Source organism: Allofournierella sp. (assembly GCF_017889395.1).
In the GTDB taxonomy this organism is placed as follows: domain Bacteria; phylum Bacillota; class Clostridia; order Oscillospirales; family Ruminococcaceae; genus Allofournierella.
The window spans coordinates 1-17,698 of record NZ_JAGHKE010000046.1 but is presented as its reverse complement, the minus strand read 5'-3'; the positions used below and the strand labels follow the sequence as shown (position 1 = coordinate 17,698).

Genomic DNA, 17,698 nt, shown 5'->3' with positions numbered 1-17,698 from the left:
GCCAGGCTGCCCAGGCTGGGCAGGGGAACCGCAACGCCCATGCCCAGGAAGCTCATGAAGCTCTCGGTGAAGATGGACGAGGGGATCTGCAGAGTGGTGGTAACGATCAGGGTACCGATGCAGTTGGTGAGCAGGTGCTTTTTGATGATGCGGCCGTTGGAGGCGCCCAGAGCCCGGGCGGCGGTGACATACTCCGCCTCCTTCAGGGTCAGGATCTGACTGCGCACGATACGGGCCATGCTGACCCAGTACAGCAGGGCGAACACGATGAAGATGCTGACCAGGTTGGGGCCCAGGGTCTGCAGCCAGCCGAAGCCGGGGGCATTGGCCAGAGTCTCCAACGGGGCCTTCAAGGCAAAGCCCAGCAGAATGATCAGCAGAATGTCGGGGATGGTGTAGATGATATCGGTGATACGCATCATGATCATATCCACCCAGCCGCCGAAGAAGGCGGAGATGGAGCCGTAGATGGAGCCGATAACCAGAATCATGGCGCTGGCCACGATGCCGACCAGCAGACTGATCCGGGCGCCGATCATCAGACGGATGGCGTAGTCACGGCCCAGCTTATCGGTACCTGCAATGTGGGGGAACACGCTCTCACCGGCGGCGATGCGCTCCAGCTCCTGGGCGGAATACTCCATGGGAGCCAGGTTCTCGCTGCCGCGTACCTGCTGCTCATAGCTGTAGGGGTAGAACATGGGCACGATAAAGGCGCAGAACATGATGATAAGGATGACCACCAGGCTGACCATGGCGATCTTGTTTTTGCGGAAACGGCGCAGGCCGTCCTTCCAGAAGCTCACGCTTTCGCGCATGACCACCAGGCTTTCCTGCTCATCCTTGGAGGCGGGCAGAAAATCTTCCGGCTTCAGGTCCAGCTGAAAGCTCAAAGGATTCTTTTGCATATCCATTTTTCTGTATCCTCCTTACTTCAGCTTGATGCGCGGGTCGATGATCTTGTACAGGATATCGACAACCACGTTAATGGCGATAACCAGAGCCGCCAGGAAGATGGTGGTGCCCATGATCATCATGTAGTCACGGTTGGTGATGGCGGAAACGAACTCACGGCCCAGGCCGGGGATGGTGAAGATCTTTTCCACAACGAAGGAACCAACCAGCAGACCGGCCAGCATGGGACCAACATAGGTAACAACCGGCAGGATGGCGTTACGCAGGGCATGCTTGAACAGGGTCTTGAAGTCGGACACACCCTTGGCACGGGCGGTACGCATGTAATCCTGACCCATAACATCCAGCAGGCTGGAACGCATCAGACGGGCAATGTAAGCGGTGGGATAGAAGGCCAGAGCGGTCACCGGCATGATATAAGATGCCGGCGAATCCAGGCCGATGGTTGGCAACAGCTGAAGCTTTGAACCAAATGTATAGATCAGCACCGAGCTGGTAACGAAGCTGGGTACCGCGATGCCGCAGGTGGCAAAGAAAATGATCAGGTTATCGGCCCACTTGCCGCGGTGATAGGCAGCCAGACAGCCCATGGGGATACCCACGACCAGAGCAACCACCACAGCGGTGCCGCCCAGGCTGGCGGAAACCGGGAACTTGGTGGCGATGATGTCGCTCACGTCACGGCCACGCTGCCGCAGACTGGGACCGAAGTCACCATGCAGGGCGTTGACCAGATAGTTCTTGTACTGCACCAGGACCGGCTGATCCAGGCCGTATTTTGCTTCCAGCGCGGCCATAGCCTGTGCGCTGACGGCTTTTTCCGACATGAAGGGACCGCCGGGAACGGCCTGCATGAGGAAAAAGGTGAGGGTCGCCACGATGAACAGGCTCAGAAGACCCATGGCGATGCGCTTGATGGCGTATTTTACCATCTCTTTCACTCCTTATCATCTTTAACCTTTGCCCGCGTGCTGCGGGTAAACGCTCGAATCAAAATACGCGCAGAACTGACCGTCTCTCAAAAACAAGCGCCCCCGGCACACAGCTTTTTCACTGTGCGTTTGCTGAGAACGCCGTGCTGTTTGTTCGATGGCATTTGGAACTGCGCGTACACAGATACAAAATATATACTACTTTATTCCGCTAAATTTGTCAACGCTCTTTTTCAAATTTACGCTGTATTTCTTTGAAAAACGAGCCTTCTTTTCCCATTACAAGGCCATTTTCCCAGCCACTGTATATCTTTTTGTCTTTATTATAGTAGCATAAGCGCAGAATTTGTATGCGCTTGAAATACATATTTTTTCATTCTGCACAAAATCGGAGCTGTTTGCTTACTGACAACACTTCTTTCCGGTGCAAGCCGAAAAAATGTGAAAAAAAGGTGAAAACCCGAATTTCACCTCCTTTGCGGGCATCTGCCGCAGCAAGCCCCCGCAAAAAGGGAGTCATCCGATTCCGTACAGCGCAGCCTCACCACCTTGGGAATACGCCGGAAACTTCGTGAGATAAGGGGGTAAAAAAGGGGCAAATCAGAGCCTCCAAAAAAATTTAAAAAATTTCAAAAAAAGCGTTGACAATCGGAAGGTTATCTGATAATATATTTCTTGCACCGCACAAGACGGTTGCAAACGAGATGCGCTGGTAGCTCAGTTGGATAGAGTGTCTGACTACGAATCAGAAGGTCAGGGGTTCGAATCCCTTCCAGCGCACCATCAGAACCTGTAAGCCGAAAGGCTTGCAGGTTCTTTTGTTTTTCACCAAGCTTTCCGGGGATTCGAACCCGAAAGGGTGCACGGCGTGAAGAAAACCTGCCGGTGGCAGGTTTTTAGCCGGGCTGCGCGCAGAAGCTACGCTTCAAGCGCCGCAGGGGTTTCCCTACGGGGAAAGCCCTGCTAAATCCCTTCCAGCGCACCATCAGAACCTGCAAGTTGAAAAGCTTGCAGGTTCTTTTGTTTTTACCAGGCTTTCCGGGGATTCGAACCCGAAAGGGTGCACGGCGTGAAGAATTGCTGCGGGCAAACCAGCCCGCAGCTTTTTTATTCCGGCATTTCTCTCCCAGCCGCCGGGGAACAGGGGAGCCGTTGCAATTAGGGCGTGCCTTTGCTACAATAGAAATATTCTGATGCAAATCAGGCGCGGGTGCACCGCGCCATGAAAAAGGAGTGTTTCGATCATGACCCCTGAACTGATCATTCAGATCGTGGCAGTGGTGGTGGTAATTGCGATTTTCGGCGTTGCCGTGTATCTGCTGAGCCCCGCCCGCAAAACCGAGAAGGCCGCCAAGGCTGGTCCTATCCCGGACGATGAGCACGCAAACGCCGAAGCGGTGCTGCGGCAGCTGCGCCGGTATGCGGCCACCAATGAATTCCGCGTGGTGGAACCGGTTCACATTGAAAATTCCAAGGCCAGTGCGGATCTGGATGCGTTGCTGGTGGGCTGGTTCGGCGTTCTGGGTGTGAAGTGCCTGGGTTACGGCGGAACCATTTACGGCCAGGCTTCCGACGCGGAATGGGTGCAGGAGATGAACGGCCAGCGCCGGACCTTCACCAATCCCCTGAAGCGGGCCGAGCAGAGCGCCCGTGCGGTACGGCAGGCTCTGTTTGAGGCCAAGATCAAAAATGTTCCGGTGGAGACCGTTGTGGTATTCACCGGCAAAAAGACCCAGCTGGCACTGCCTCGCTCCTGCGGGCACTACACCATCGAGCAGTTCTCCACCTATTTGAAGTCCGTTCATTTTGAAGAGGACAAAAAGGTGGAGGTTGAGCCGGTGGCCGCTGCGCTCAGCGCCAAGTAATTCCATACCAAAGCATTTCAGCCGGTGTGCAGCGCGCACCGGCTTCTTTTTATCCAAATTATTCCCGCTTTGCAATTTACAAAATGTTCATAGTGCTTTAAAACTTCTTCCGCAACTTACGGGTATACTAAGAATCACAGAACAGCGGAGCCGCAACCGAGGTTCTGTACATGATTCCTCCTCACACCAAAGCGATACCCCTTACACCCCTCCGTGGTCCGCAAGCACGGAGGGGCATTTTTTTACCTACCCGACCGGCGGCCGGAACGGATACGCTTATCCTCGCGCTCCCGGTTTTCCTCAGCAAATATCGCTGACTGCCTTTTGCCTGCCCGACCGGAGGCAATACCATATAAAACTTAATTCCAAAAGCAAAACAGCCTATGGATGAGCAGCATCTCTTTTTGCTGCCCATCCATAGGCTGTTCTTATGTTTCCGTCATTTGACGCCGTAAATGCCCTGCACGGTTACCTCTCCGGTAAATACCGCCTGTTTTCCTTTTCCGGTATCCACCACCAGACGGCCTGTTTCGTCCACGTCCACCGCCCGGCCTTCGCCGCCGTCAAACCGCACCCTGCGGCCCAGATTGGCACAGCGGGACAGATACTCCTCCCGCACCGCTGCAAAGCCCTGACGGTAAAAATCCTCCAGGCCTTCGGCAAAGATCTCGCTCATCGCCTGTGCCAGCCGTTCCGGCGTGTCCGCACCCGGCATACGCCCCAGAATCTGTGCCGCTGAAACACCATGCACCAGCCCGTTTTGGGCAAAATACGCCTCATCCTGCATCAGATTGATCCCGATGCCGCAAAGAATCGCTCCCTGGGCCGCTTCGCACAGAATTCCGCCCAGCTTTTTTCCCTGCCAGACAAGGTCATTGGGCCATTTTACCTGGCAGCGCACTCCCAGCTGTTCCTCCAGTGCGTGTACCGCTGCCAGACTTGCCGCCAGCGGAAGCGCCGCAGGGTCTGCCATGGGGCGTTTGCATACAATCGTATAATACAGGCCCTGACCCGGCGCGTTGGCCCAGGCCCGGCCGCGGCGGCCCCGCCCTGCGGTCTGGCAGGTGGTATACACCGCAAAGCCATCCGGCAGCTGGTCCAGCTGTCGTCGGCACCAGCTGTTGGTGCTGTCCGTCTCGGAAACAAACAGGGGAGCAGGAACACTTACCATATAATCAATTCCTTGTGCTGGAGATTGGCCTCGCCGTTCTCATACAGCTCCAGAATGCCGTAGCTGGGCCCACCGAACCGGGGTGCGCCGATGCTGCCCGGGTTAAACAGGGTCACGCCATCCCGCTGCTCCAGAGTGGGCAGATGGGTATGACCGAACAGGCCGATGGCTGCGCCCCGGTCCTTTACCGCCCGGGCGTAATCATCCAGCGTATATTTCACCCCATAATGATGACCATGGCAGAAAAAGATCAGATTGTGTTCAAACACCTCCAGGGCTTCCGCCGGGTACAGCGAGGAAAAATCGCAGTTTCCCCGCACCGCGTAAACCGGCAGGCTGCAGCCCTCCGCCTGCAGACGCTCAATGTCCTTCAGACCATCCCCCAAAAAGATGATGCCTTTGGCATGGGGATGAGCCTCCACTGCTTTTTGCACCAGCGGATAACAACCGTGACTGTCGGATAAAATCAGGATCTCTTTCATTCCGCATCCTCCTTGATCAGCAGGCGATAAACCTGGCTTTTGGAAAAGGCCGTGCCCTGGGCGGCCTGTTTTGCCGCCGCGCTGGGCGGCATTCCCTGTTCCATCAGCCTGCGGGCAGCCTGGGCAGCCTGCTCCAGCGTGATCTGCTCCTGAGGCGCAGCGGTCTCCTCGCCGCCTGCCACCACCAGCACATACTCGCCCCGGGGCGCATTCTCCCGGTAGTATGCACAGGCCTCGGCCAGTGTGGTTTTGCGGATCTCCTCATGCAGCTTGGTCAGCTCCCGGGTCAGGGTGATGCTTCGCTGCCCGCCGAAGGTTTTTTCCAGATCCTCCAGCGTACCCTTTAATTTATGAGGAGCTTCATAAAAAATCATGGTGCGTGTCTCGCCTGCAAGGCTTTCCAGCCGCTGCTTGCGGGGCTTTGCCGCCACCGGCAGAAAGCCTTCAAATACAAAACGGCTGGTATCCTGCCCGGAAACAGCCAGCGCCGTGACACAGGCGGAAGCCGCCGGGACCGGGACCACCGGAATGCCCTGAGCCAGCGCGTCCCGCACGATCTCCTCGCCCGGGTCCGAAATGGCAGGCATGCCCGCGTCGCTGCACAAGGCGCAGCTTTCACCGGCCGCGATTCGGTCCAGGATATACTGGCCTTTTTCCTTTGTGTTGTGCTCGTAGTAGCTCACCAGCGGCTTTTTCAGTCCCAGATGATTGAGCAGCTTCAGCGTAACGCGAGTGTCCTCAGCGGCAACAAAATCCACGCTGCCAAACGTAGCGGCGGCGCGGGGTGTCATGTCGTTCAGGTTACCGATGGGCGTTGCCACGATATACAGTGTTCCGGCCATAAATGGCTCCTCCTTGGGTTGCTCTCGGCAGCGCTTCACATGCCCTGCCGGTAGATGGCCTGCAGCTGCAGGCTGGGGCGGCCGGTCTCGTCGGCCATATAGATATCCGGCTCAAAACGAAGGCCGGGTTTTCGGTTTTTCTGTGCTTCCAGCAAAAACAGCCAGGGTGCATCCTTCGGCGTCTGCTTGGCAAATACCAGCCGCTTGGGCTCGAGCCCCGCGGCGCTCAGAATGCAGCAGGTGCGGGCCAGATGCTCCGGCCGGTTGCACATTGCAAAACGCCCGCCGTCCCGCAGCAGGCGTGCCGCGGCAGCAGCTACCTGCTCCAGTGTGCAGCCGCCCTCATGGCGGGCAGTGGCCCGCGCGGCCTCCGGGCTCACATAGCCTCCGGTGAAGTAGGGAGGATTGGCCGCCACCAGATGATAGCCGCCGTCCGCCGCCAGGTCGTTCAGGTCCCGGTTCAGCGGGCGGATGTGAGCGCATTCCGGCTGAGCTTCCACGGCCTGCTCCAGCAGGCCGGTACCCTCGGCATCCAGCTCCACCGACAGGCACTCGCCCCGGTGGCCCAGGTCATGCCAGCGCAGCGCCACGATGCCGCAGCCACTGCAAAGATCCACCGCACGCTCCGCCCGCCGGGGCCGGCAAAAGCCGGACAGCAGCATGGCGTCGGTACCGAAGCGGTGGTTCTCGCTGATGAAGACCTTGGTCCCATTATACAAAGTTTCGGCGGAATGTGCCATAGAAAAACGCTCCCTGAAAATAAAATAAGGGGAAGAATAACCGGAATGACACACGAAACCGGCTTTTCCCCCTGCCTTGAAAAAAACATGGCCCACAACAAAAAAGCGGCGGGCCGAAAAGCCACGCCACTTTTTGTTCTTTGCCAGTGCAAAAAGAGCAGATTAGCCCTCTTCGATCGCACCAACAGGGCAAGCGCCGGCGCAGGTGCCGCAGGAAATGCAGCTGTCAGCGTCGATCACGTACTTGCCGTCGCCCTCGCTGATAGCGCTGACAGGGCACTCGCCGGCACAGGTGCCGCAAGAAACGCAAGAATCGTTGATAGAGTAAGCCATGTTTCATCTCTCCTTTATCTCTGCACTTCTTTCCACAGGCGCAATGCGCCCCATCCGTGCAGAGAATGCAGCGCAGCCCTGAAAGAGCGAACTCTTTCTTGGGTTTATTGTAGCATAAATTTGCAAAAGTTCAAGTGGTTGGCCTGGATTTCCGTCTCACTCCTGGTCCGGATCGGGGGCCTTGGGTGCCCGTTTTCCGCCCCGCAGGTAGACACATTCGCTGCGCCGGAAATACTTGGGCGCCAGCGATTCGTTCAGCGGACGCACCTTGAGCATACCGCTCACCGGGTTCGCCTCCACCACGATACCCTCAAATTCCGGGGTACGCACCACGCTGCCGTTCATGGGGGTGATGCTGTTCAGGTATTCATAGGCCTTCTGCTCGTAGGCAAGGCAGCACATGAGGCGGCCGCAGCTGCCGCTGATCTTGGTGGGGTTCAGGCTCAAGCCCTGCTCCTTGGCCATCTTGATGCTCACCGGCTGGAAATCCTTCAAGAACCGGCTGCAGCAGAAGGGCTGGCCGCAGATACCCAGACCGCCCAGCATCTTGCTCTCGTCGCGCACACCGATCTGGCGCAGCTCGATGCGGGTATGGAACACGCCCGCCAGGTCCTTGACCAGATCCCGGAAGTCGATCCGGCCGTCTGCCGTGAAGTAGAACACGATCTTGGTGCGATCCAGATTATACTCAGCCTCCACCAGCTTCATCTCCAGCTTGTGGGCGGCGATGCGCTGGGTGCAGATCTCAAAGGCGGTCTTTTCGTCCGCCCGGTTCTTCTCCATGCGGCGGATGTCCACCGCGTCGGCCATGCGCTTGACAGTCTTCAGCTCCCGGACCACCTGGCTGTCCGGGATATCCTTGGGGCCGGCCACCACCTCGCCGCACTCGATGCCGCGGGCAGTCTCCACGATCACGTGGTCGCCGATCTTCACATCCAGATCCGCCGGGTCAAAATAGTAGGCCTTTCCGCCTGCTTTAAAACGAACGGAGATCACTTTTTTCATAGTTTGTTTCTCACTTTGCCCTGCCGCGCCGGGCGGATGGTGTCACGTCTTTTGCCTGCGGCTTTGGTTTGGGCAAAAGGTTCAAAAGGGTAGGGAAGAGCTCACCGGGCGATGCGCGCCGCCAGAATGGTGAGCAGCAGCTTCTGGTTCAAGTTACGGTTCATGTTCTGCAGCGTCTCACCGCACTGGCTGGCAGTACGTGCTGCCTGATGAGCGCTCATGCCGAAGCGCCCGGCTCCCGCCAGCTCGGCGGCGGCCACGCTGGCCAGATCCGCCAGCAGCCGGGCGGCGGCAGGCTTATCCTTTTCATATCCGGCCAGAAGCTGCATCAGCCGGTAGCGGTCGCCCTTTGCCACCGCCTGGGCCAGCTGGCAGGCAGTTTCAAAGCTCTGGGCTGCCTGAGGCTCCCGCGCAGCAGCGGCAGCCCGGCCGATGTGGCCGTCATACACTGCGGCCAGCAGCTCCGGGTCCTTGCAGTCCGGGCAGTTCTCCCGCAGCCACGCCACGCATTCCTGCCGGGTGACCGGAGCAATGGGGTAGATGGCGCACCGGCTGCGAATGGTAGGCAGCACCGCCGCCGCACTGGTGGCGGTAAGCACGAACAGCACCCCCTCCGGGGGCTCCTCCAGAACCTTCAGCAGCGCATTCGCACTGGAGGCGTTCATTTTCTGGGCGCCGTAAAAAATCACCGCCCGCCCGTTTGCGGACAGCGCGGTCTCGAATACCTTGCGGCGCACCTGGCGCACCGCGTCAATACGGATTTCGCCAGAAGCCCCTTCGCCCCGCACCTCAATGCATTCGGCGGCCCGGCCTTCCAGCACCGCATTCGCCTGCGGGCCGCCCTCGGGGTAGAGGTAATCGGCGACAAGGCACCGGGCGGCGAAACCGGAGCCGCAGCCCGCCTCGCCGCACAGCAAAACACTATGAGAAAGCCGCCCTGCGCGCAGGGCGGCCTGCAAACTTTCTTTCAGGGCCTGGTTGCCCCGAAACGCATCCAGCATCACAGCTTCTCGAAGCGCTCCACGTTGGTCACAAAGACGGTGGCACCGCCCACGGTGACCTGCAACGGGTAAGCAGTGGCCACGCCGATGCCGTAGCTGGCAGTGCTGGGAACGACCTCGGTGCGCTGCTTGCAGCACTTGGAGATCAGGCCGATGCACTCATCCACCTTCTCATCGTCGGTACCGATCATCAGGGTCATATTGCCCGCCATCAGAAATCCGCCGGTGGTGGACAAACGGGTAACGGAAAAACCAGCCTTGATGAGCTCGTTACAAACGTTCTTGGAGTCCTCTTTATTTACAATGGCAGTGATCATTTTCATAACAGCAGTTCCCCTTTCGGCAGGCCCGCGCGGTTTGTTTGGGCAGTGGTTCCGCCCGGCGCATAAAATATGGGCCTGTTTTTCTAATTATAGCACGACGCTTTTCAAATTGCCACAAAGCAGCTCCAGTTTTTCTCGGTTTTATTGCCGCCACTGGTTCTGCCAGGCCTTGCGGCGGCGGTAATCAGTGACCTTCTGGCGCAGCCGGCCAATGCCGCCCTTGCCGAAGAAGATCCAGAAGCCCAGAAGGCCCGCCAGCATGGCCAGCTTCTGGCCAAGAGGTGCGGTGACCCACTGGAACAGATACAACGCCGCTGAGATCCACCCCAGCCATTTCACCTTGACTGGCAGCACAAAGAAGAGCAGAAGCTGAGTCTCCGGATAAAGATAGGCAAAGGCAAAGAACAGGGAATAGTACAGCGCTGTATTGCCGGCCGAACCGGTGATCAGACAGCCCAGCCAGGCACCGACTATCCCCAAAAGGAAATATACCGTAAATTTGAAGCTGCCCCAGGTCCGTTCCAGTGCAGATCCCAGCCAATACAGCAGATAGATCTCCAGCGCCACATAAATGGGATTGGTGGTCAGCGGAGGAAGGAACACAAAGCTCACCAGCCGCCACACCTGCCCGGCTAACAGCCCGTTCCGATTCAGGGACAGCAGGAAATACAACGGATAATATGCAAACATGATCACCAGCCAGACAATCGCCTGACCGGCTGCCACATACAGCATCAGATTCGGAATCCCGAAACGGCCAAAGCGCCGCTCCAATTTATAAAGCCAATTCATGCGCAGCACGCTCCTTTTTGCTCAGTTTCGTTTACTTTACCAGAAAATAATCCATTTGAAAAGTCTTTTGGGGCGAATGATTTGTTTTTGTTGTACGAACGCCCGTTGAAAAGTTTTCAACGTTTTCCACCGAGATTCCAACATTCACTCCCCTCCCATTCAACGAAACGTTGAACTCAACGGCACTTTCCACCGGTTTTGTTGAAAACTTAAGACTTTTTACCGGGTTTTAAACACTTTCAACATACTTTTCAACATTGTCCCAAAAACTCTTCGTATAACGATTGGGGAAAACTATGTTTATTTTTCGCTGAAAATTCGCTTTCCGGTCTTATGGAATGGATTTTTCGCGCAAATTCGCATACAAATCAAATTTTTCTCTGCTCAAAAAACAGGCTGCCATTCCCGCCGGAACAGCAGCCTGAATCTATAAAAACTCGCCTTGTGTGTCCTCTCAGTGCTTTTCCTCCAGTGCGTGGAAGCCCTCGCCGAAGACCTCGTTTGCCTCGCAGATCATCACCATGGCCCGAGGGTCCACCCGGTGAGCCGCCTGGCGCACCTTGAACACCTCGTTGTTGGAGCAGGCACACAGCACCATATCCTTTTTGGCACCGGAATAGCTGCCGGTCACATCCACCAGAGTAGCACCGCGCTCCACCGCCCGGTCGATCTCCTTGGCCACCTCCCGGCCGTAATCGGTGATGATCATAGCCAGCTTACCACTGCCTGCGCCGTACATGATCTTATCCATCACGATGGTGAGGGCAAACACCGAAATCATGCCGTACAGCGCCGAGTCGATGTCGCCGAAGGCGGGCACACCCAGAAAGATGATGACCGCATCCATGATCATGCTGATCTGACCAAAGCTGAAATGGGGTGCCTTGCGCTTGGCTGCGTGAATCAGAAAATCCGCGCCGCCGGTGGAGGAGTTGCGCATATAGATAATGGCCAGACCTGCACCCATCAGAATACCGCTGAATACCGCCGCCAGTAGACGGTTGCTGTCGTAAACAGGGAAGAGGGGCAAAATACCGTCGATGATGATGGTGCTGATGATCATGGTACGCAGGCTTTTCAAAAAGAATCGCCGGCCCAAAATGCGGAAGGTACCCAGAATGATGGGGATATTCAGCACCAGAGTCATGGTACCGATGGGCAGCCCGGTAAGGAAATTAATAATCAGTGCCAGACCCGAAAGTCCGCCGGGCGCGAAGCCGCCCTTTGCCGCAAAGGTATACACACCCACACCAAACAGGATACTGCCCACCGTTTCAAAGAGCACATCCATCAAGAATTCCTTGCGTTTTTCCGTCACACTGATTTCCTCCTTTGAACCGGCATCGGAGATCACTCACACATTTCCCGGTACCGGATAAAACAAAAACGGCTTTTTTCACAACAACGCTTTGCTCAAACGCTTTGCTCAAAAAGCCGTTATCTTTTCCTACTTTTATTATAGCCGAAACCGGAGAAAAAGGCAAAAATTCTTTTGTAAAAAGATGGGAAAACAAAAAAGCGCCCCCGCACTGTGCGCACAGTGCGGGGGCGCAGGTTCAGCATATCATGCCGTGACCCTTGCGGGGAGGATTACTCCTCGGTGGAGTACAGCTTAACCAGCTTCTGCAGGTAAGCGTAGCGCTCCTTCGCCTTCTTGTCGGCCAGGTCGAACAGCTCTTCAGCACGCTCGGGGAAGGCCAGCTTCAGGCGGCTGTAACGGGTCTCGTTGGAGATGAACTCCTTGTAATCCGCGGTAGCGGGCTTGGAGTCCAGGGTGAAGGGGTTCTTGCCTTCGGCCTTCTTGCGAGGATCGAAGCGGAACATGTTCCAGTAGCCAGCAGCCACGGCCTTCTTCATCTCGGCCTGGCAGTTGGTCATACCGCCCTTAACACCGTGCATCTCGCAGGGAGCGTAGCCGATCACCAGAGAAGGACCATGGTAGCTCTCAGCCTCGGTCAGAGCCTTGATGGTCTGGTTCATGTCGGCGCCCATAGCGATCTGAGCAACGTAAACGTAGCCGTAGCTCATGGCGATCTCGCTCAGGCTCTTCTTGCCAATGGCCTTACCGGCGGCTGCGAACTGAGCAACCTGACCGATCTGGCTGGCCTTGGAAGCCTGACCACCGGTGTTGGAGTAAACCTCGGTGTCGAAGACCATTACGTTGACGTCCTCACCGGAAGCCAGCACGTGGTCCAGACCGCCGAAGCCGATGTCGTAAGCCCAGCCGTCGCCGCCGAAGATCCACACGCTCTTCTTGGAGAGGTAGTTCTTCTTGGGCAGGATAGCCTGGCTGTACTGGCAATCGGGCTCAGCCTCCAGCAGAGCAACCAGCTTCTTGGTGGCTTCGGCGTTGGCCTTGCCGTCCTCGTAGGTGGCGAAGTACTCTTCGATGGCAGCCTTCTTGTCAGCGCTGGTGGTAACCTCAGCCAGCTCATGCAGCTTGGCAGCCAGAGACTCGCGGATCACCTTCTGGCCCAGGTACATGCCCAGACCGTGCTCGGCGTTGTCCTCGAACAGGCTGTTAGCCCAAGCGGGACCGAAGCCGGACTCCTTGTTGGTGGTGTACGGAGAGGTAGCAGCGGGGCCGCCCCAGATGGAGGAGCAACCGGTAGCGTTGGAGATGTACATACGCTCGCCGAACAGCTGAGTGATCAGACGGCCGTAAGCGGTCTCAGCACAGCCGGCGCAGCTGCCGGAGAACTCCAGCAGGGGCTGGTTGAACTGGCTGCCCTTCACGGTGGTCTCAGCCATCATGCCGTCCTTCTTGCGGATGTTCTCAACACAGTAGTTGAACACATCCTGCTGAGCGGCCTGGCTCTCCTGAGGCACCATGGTCAGAGCCTTGGTGGGAGCGGGGCAGACGTTTACACAAACGCCGCAGCCCATGCAGTCCAGAGGAGAAACGGTCATGGCGAACTTGTAGTTCTCGCAGCCCTTGCCGGTCATCTTCTTGCTCTTCAGAGCCTCGGGAGCGTTAGCAACCTCCTCGTCGGTCAGAGCGAAGGGACGGATGGTGGCATGGGGGCAAACGTAAGCACACTGGTTGCACTGGATGCAGTTGTCGGGATTCCACTCGGGAACCATCACGGCAACACCGCGCTTCTCGTAAGCGGCAGCGCCCTGAACGAACTGGCCGTCCACGTAATCCACGAAGGCGGAAACAGGCAGGCTGTCGCCGTCCATCTTGGCAACGGGCTCCATGATGTTCTTGACCATCTTCACGGTGTCGGCATTGCCGGACAGAGCCGCGTCGTTGGCCTCGTCCACAGCGTTGGCCCAGTCAGCGGGAACCTCAACCTTGTGGTAAGCGTCGAAGCCGGCGTCGATGGCCTTCCAGTTCATCTCAACGATGGCCTGGCCCTTCTTGGCGAAGGTCTTCTCAGCGGCCTGCTTCATATACTTGATGGCATCCTCACGGGGCAGAACACCGGCCAGAGCGAAGAAGGCAGACTGCAGGATGGTGTTGGTGCGCTTGCCCAGACCGATCTCAACAGCCTTGTCGATGGCGTTGATGGTGTACAGCTGGATGTTGTTGTTGGCAATGTAGCGCTTGGACTCAGCGGGCATATGGTGAGCCAGCTCTTCGTCGCTCCACTGGCAGTTGATCATGAATACGCCGCCGGGCTTTACGTCCTGAACCATCTTGTAGCCCTTCACAACGTAGCTGGGGTTGTGGCAGGCCACGAAGTCAGCCTTGTTGATGTAGTAGGGGCTCTTGATGGGCTTGTCGCCGAAGCGCAGGTGGCTGATGGTCACGCCGCCGGTCTTCTTGGAGTCGTACTGGAAGTAAGCCTGGATGTACTTGTCGGTGTGGTCACCGATGATCTTGGTGCTGTTCTTGTTAGCGCCAACGGTGCCGTCGCCACCCAGACCCCAGAACTTGCACTCCTTGGTGCCTTCTGCAGCGGTGTTGGGAGCGGGCTTCTCTTCCAGGCTCAGGTTGGTCACGTCGTCCACGATGCCCAGAGTGAAGCGGGCCTTGGGAGCGTCCTTAGCCAGCTCGTCGTATACGGCGAACACGCTGGAAGGAGGAGTATCCTTGGAACCCAGACCGTAACGGCCGCCCACAACAGTAGCGGTGTTGCCAGCCTCACGCAGAGCAGCAACAACGTCCAGGTACAGGGGCTCGCCCAGGCTGCCGGGCTCCTTGGTGCGATCCAGCACAGCGATCTTCTTCGCGGTAGCGGGGATAGCAGCCAGCAGCTTCTCAGCAACGAAGGGACGGTACAGGCGAACCTTTACCAGGCCGACCTTCTCGCCCTTGGCGGTCAGGTAATCGATAACTTCCTCGGCAACGTCGCAGATGGAGCCCATGGCTACGATCACGCGCTCAGCGTCGGCAGCACCGTAGTAGTTGAACAGCTGGTAATCGGTGCCCAGCTTCTCGTTGACCTTGGCCATGTACTTCTCAACCACAGCGGGCAGAGCGTCGTAGTACTTGTTGCAGGCCTCACGATGCTGGAAGAAGATGTCGCCGTTCTCGTGAGAACCGCGCATGGAGGGATGCTCGGGGTTCAGAGCGTGGGCGCGGAACTCGTTGATAGCGTCCCAGTTGACCATCTCAGCCAGATCGGCGTAGTCCCACTTCTCGATCTTCTGGATCTCGTGGGAGGTACGGAAGCCGTCGAAGAAGTTGATGAAGGGAACGCGGCCCTCGATGGCAGCCAGATGGGCTACAGCGGCCAGGTCCATAACTTCCTGAGGATTGGTCTCGGCCAGCATGGCGAAACCGGTCTGACGGCAGGCGTAAACGTCGCTGTGGTCACCGAAGATGTTCAGAGCGTGGCTGGCCACACAACGGGCAGACACGTGGAACACGCTGGGCAGCAGCTCGCCGGCGATCTTGTACATGTTGGGGATCATCAGCAGCAGACCCTGAGAGGCGGTGAAGGTGGTGGTCATAGCACCGGCAGCCAGGCTGCCGTGTACGGCACCGGCGGCGCCGGCCTCAGACTGCATCTCCATTACCTTAACCTGGGTACCGAAGATGTTCTTGCGGCCGGCAGCGGACCACTGGTCCACGTAATCGGCCATGGGGCTAGACGGGGTGATGGGGTAGATAGCAGCAACTTCGCTGAACGCATACGCTACGTGAGCGGCAGCGGTGTTGCCATCCATAGACTGTTTTGCTCTAGGCATTTTTCTTCCTCCATAACAATTCAGTATTTAACGTCCTGGCCCCGGGGATCGGGGGAATGGGCGCTATTACTTAACTATATTCTAGCAAATCAAAATGGCAAAGTAAACTGTTTTCGGGCAGCTTTTTCGGTCAGATTCGGTTTTTATTTCTGCATTTTTTGCCCCCGGTGCAGGGCGATCCGCTCATTTTTTTACAAAAGCTTCATCCGGCCCTCGCCGGGGCGCGTTGACAAGGGGTTTTGATTGCTTTAATATGGTAATTGACCGGTTTCTGCGCCTTCCGGCGCAGACCGGAAAAACCGGGCCGCGGCCTTCGCGCGCCGCCCCGAAAAAAGGAGTTTTGAACAATGGATACCCCGGGTGTTTTTCCCGGCTTTTCCAGCCTTGCCGCCCTTGCAGTGTGCTGTGCGGTGGGGCTTTTGCTGCTGGCCGCCGGCCTTCTGGGCGGCTGGGCCGCGGCCAAAAAAGAGATGCGGCTGCCCGGCTGGCTGTCGCGCCTGCTGGCCCCCGCCGGCCTGGGCAACGACGAGACGGTGACCGAGGAGGATCTGTTCGAGCTGGTGGACGACGCGGACGAACAGGACCTGATCGACACCGCTCAGAAAACCATGATCACCAACATCTTCGATCTGTCCGACGTGACTGCCGGTGATGTGATGACCCACCGCACCGATATGAACGCGGTGAATGAGCACGCCTCCTGCCGGGAGGCGGTGGAACTGGCCCTTTCCACCGGAAACAGCCGTCTGCCGGTATACCGCAAGAGCCTGGACAATGTGACCGGCATTCTGTACGTGAAGGATCTGCTGCGGCTGTTCGACGACCCCGGCGTGCTGGAACGGCAGGTGAGCGAATTTGCCCGCAAAGCCATGTATGTGCCGGAAAGCCGCCCCGCCGGTGAGCTGATGATGGACTTTAAAAAACAGCACACCATGATCGCCATCGTGGTGGACGAATACGGCGGTACCGCCGGTCTCGTGACCATGGAGGACATACTGGAAGAGATCGTGGGCGACATCCAGGACGAGTATGACACCGAGGAGGCCGAGCTGACTCCCTGCGAGGGCGGCTTTCTGGCAGACGGCGCGCTGGACCTGGAGGACGTGTTCGAGGCCTTCGGTATGGAGTGCCCCGAGCGCACCGACGAGGAAGAGTTCGATACGGTGGGCGGCCTGATCGCCGACCGCCTGGGCCGCATTCCGGAAAACGGCGAGCCCGCCACCGTCCAGTGGGGCGGACTGAGCTTCACCTGCCTGGAGGTGCGGGAGCGGCGCATCCAGCGGGTACGCTGCACCCGTGTGGAGGAGCCCGACGCAGAAACCGAGGAAAAGGAGCGTTGAATCGTGGCACATTTTGAGAAAACTCTGAACAGCGACACCCGGTTTGAGGGCCGGGTCTTCACCGTGACCGTGGACAAGGTGGAGCTGGAGAACGGCCGCACCTCCACCCGCGAGGTGGTACATCATCATGGCGGGGCCTGCATCGCCGCTCTGACCGAAAACGATGAGATCTATCTGGTCCGGCAGTTCCGCTACGCCTTCGGGCAGGAGCTGTGGGAGCTGCCCGCCGGAAAGCTGGAAAAGGGCGAGGACCCCTTTGAGGCCGCCAGGCGGGAGCTGGGCGAGGAATGCGGCCTGACCGCCGAGCACTTCGTGGATCTGGGCCCGGTGTACCCCACCGTGGGCTACTGCACCGAGATCATCTACTGCTGGGCCGCCACCGGGCTGGCCCCCTGCGGCATGCATCTGGACGAGGACGAGTTCCTCACACCGGAAAAGGTTCCCTTTGACCGGGCTGTGGAGATGGTGCTCTCCGGCGAGATCCGGGACGGCAAGACCGTGGCCGCCCTGCTGAAGATCAAAGCCCTGCGGGACGCGGGCCGGATGTGAGCCTTCCGTCATTTCATTGCAAATCATAACCCCACGTTAAACGTGGGGTTTGCAGAACGGCCCTATAAGGGCCATTATTCCAGCAGCACCTAAAGGTGCGTAATGAGCAACGCCAACCGCATTTGGCGTTGCTTTTTTACTTCTTTCTTCTACTGTCGGTCGGGATCTCCGGTGAATCATCATCCAGATCCGCTATATTTTTGAACGGATCTTCGTATTCTCTGAAACTCAGCTGATCGCTCATCTGGTCTTGCATTTCCTGGTCTTGG

16 protein-coding genes and 1 tRNA gene are annotated in these 17,698 nt (G+C 57.7%); 4 read left to right on the top strand and 13 right to left on the bottom strand.

Annotated elements, in window-relative coordinates; translation table 11 throughout:
* Both J7G73_RS07300 and J7G73_RS07295 read right to left on the bottom strand, forming a co-directional pair.
* On the bottom strand, positions 1–908 hold a 908-nt coding region (locus J7G73_RS07300; RefSeq protein WP_291245769.1), incomplete at its 3' end, for an ABC transporter permease.
* Between the two features lie 21 nt (positions 909–929).
* Positions 930–1,847 carry an ABC transporter permease gene (locus tag J7G73_RS07295; protein ID WP_291245768.1) on the bottom strand — a complete coding sequence of 306 codons (918 nt, stop codon included), beginning with the start codon at positions 1,845–1,847 and terminating at the stop codon, positions 930–932.
* A 706-nt stretch (positions 1,848–2,553) separates the two neighbouring features.
* On the opposite strand from J7G73_RS07295, the gene J7G73_RS07290 reads away from it, so the two are divergent.
* Positions 2,554–2,630 (top strand) — tRNA-Arg (locus J7G73_RS07290).
* 461 nt (positions 2,631–3,091) lie between these two features.
* Complete coding sequence (locus tag J7G73_RS07285) at positions 3,092–3,712, top strand: nuclease-related domain-containing protein (protein WP_087294942.1); 621 nt, start codon at positions 3,092–3,094, stop codon at positions 3,710–3,712.
* A 439-nt stretch (positions 3,713–4,151) separates the two neighbouring features.
* Here the strand turns inward: J7G73_RS07285 and J7G73_RS07280 are convergent, their stop codons facing one another.
* From J7G73_RS07280 to nifJ, 11 genes are all read right to left on the bottom strand, one after another.
* Entirely contained in the window at positions 4,152–4,883 is a 732-nt protein-coding gene (locus J7G73_RS07280; RefSeq protein ID WP_291245767.1) for a biotin--[acetyl-CoA-carboxylase] ligase, read from the bottom strand.
* Positions 4,877–5,365 carry a YfcE family phosphodiesterase gene (locus J7G73_RS07275; protein WP_087294946.1) on the bottom strand — a complete coding sequence of 163 codons (489 nt, stop codon included), beginning with the start codon at positions 5,363–5,365 and terminating at the stop codon, positions 4,877–4,879. The genes J7G73_RS07280 and J7G73_RS07275 overlap by 7 nt, the downstream gene beginning before the upstream one ends.
* Positions 5,362–6,207 carry a 16S rRNA (cytidine(1402)-2'-O)-methyltransferase gene (gene rsmI, locus J7G73_RS07270; RefSeq protein ID WP_087294948.1) on the bottom strand — a complete coding sequence of 282 codons (846 nt, stop codon included), beginning with the start codon at positions 6,205–6,207 and terminating at the stop codon, positions 5,362–5,364. Before rsmI ends, J7G73_RS07275 begins: the two co-directional genes overlap by 4 nt.
* A 35-nt stretch (positions 6,208–6,242) precedes the next feature.
* Positions 6,243–6,947 carry a methyltransferase gene (locus J7G73_RS07265; protein WP_291245766.1) on the bottom strand — a complete coding sequence of 235 codons (705 nt, stop codon included), beginning with the start codon at positions 6,945–6,947 and terminating at the stop codon, positions 6,243–6,245.
* 162 nt (positions 6,948–7,109) lie between these two features.
* Positions 7,110–7,280: a DUF362 domain-containing protein gene (locus J7G73_RS07260; RefSeq protein WP_058963413.1), complete on the bottom strand. Its 171-nt coding sequence runs from the start codon at positions 7,278–7,280 to the stop codon at positions 7,110–7,112.
* Between the two features lie 156 nt (positions 7,281–7,436).
* Positions 7,437–8,285 (bottom strand): stage 0 sporulation family protein, encoded by an 849-nt coding sequence (locus tag J7G73_RS07255; RefSeq protein WP_291245765.1) that lies wholly within the window; start codon positions 8,283–8,285, stop codon positions 7,437–7,439.
* 101 nt (positions 8,286–8,386) lie between these two features.
* Positions 8,387–9,286 (bottom strand): hypothetical protein, encoded by a 900-nt coding sequence (locus J7G73_RS07250; protein ID WP_291245764.1) that lies wholly within the window; start codon positions 9,284–9,286, stop codon positions 8,387–8,389.
* Complete coding sequence (locus J7G73_RS07245) at positions 9,286–9,609, bottom strand: cyclic-di-AMP receptor (RefSeq protein WP_058963416.1); 324 nt, start codon at positions 9,607–9,609, stop codon at positions 9,286–9,288. The genes J7G73_RS07250 and J7G73_RS07245 overlap by 1 nt, the downstream gene beginning before the upstream one ends.
* A gap of 141 nt (positions 9,610–9,750) precedes the next feature.
* Complete coding sequence (locus tag J7G73_RS07240; RefSeq protein ID WP_087294955.1) at positions 9,751–10,401, bottom strand: rhomboid family intramembrane serine protease; 651 nt, start codon at positions 10,399–10,401, stop codon at positions 9,751–9,753.
* Between the two features lie 454 nt (positions 10,402–10,855).
* On the bottom strand, positions 10,856–11,719 hold the full coding sequence (locus tag J7G73_RS07235; protein ID WP_247643432.1) for a YitT family protein: 864 nt from the start codon (positions 11,717–11,719) through the stop codon (positions 10,856–10,858).
* Positions 11,720–11,991: 272 nt separating this feature from the next.
* The gene (gene nifJ / locus J7G73_RS07230; protein ID WP_291245763.1) at positions 11,992–15,540 is read right to left on the bottom strand and encodes a pyruvate:ferredoxin (flavodoxin) oxidoreductase; all 3,549 of its coding nucleotides are present in this window, start codon (positions 15,538–15,540) and stop codon (positions 11,992–11,994) included.
* Positions 15,541–15,887: 347 nt separating this feature from the next.
* On the opposite strand from nifJ, the gene J7G73_RS07225 reads away from it, so the two are divergent.
* Both J7G73_RS07225 and J7G73_RS07220 read left to right on the top strand, forming a co-directional pair.
* Entirely contained in the window at positions 15,888–16,880 is a 993-nt protein-coding gene (locus tag J7G73_RS07225) for a hemolysin family protein (protein ID WP_291245762.1), read from the top strand.
* Positions 16,881–16,883: 3 nt separating this feature from the next.
* Positions 16,884–17,429: an NUDIX hydrolase gene (locus J7G73_RS07220; protein WP_087294963.1), complete on the top strand. Its 546-nt coding sequence runs from the start codon at positions 16,884–16,886 to the stop codon at positions 17,427–17,429.
* Positions 17,430–17,698: the final 269 nt, after the last annotated feature.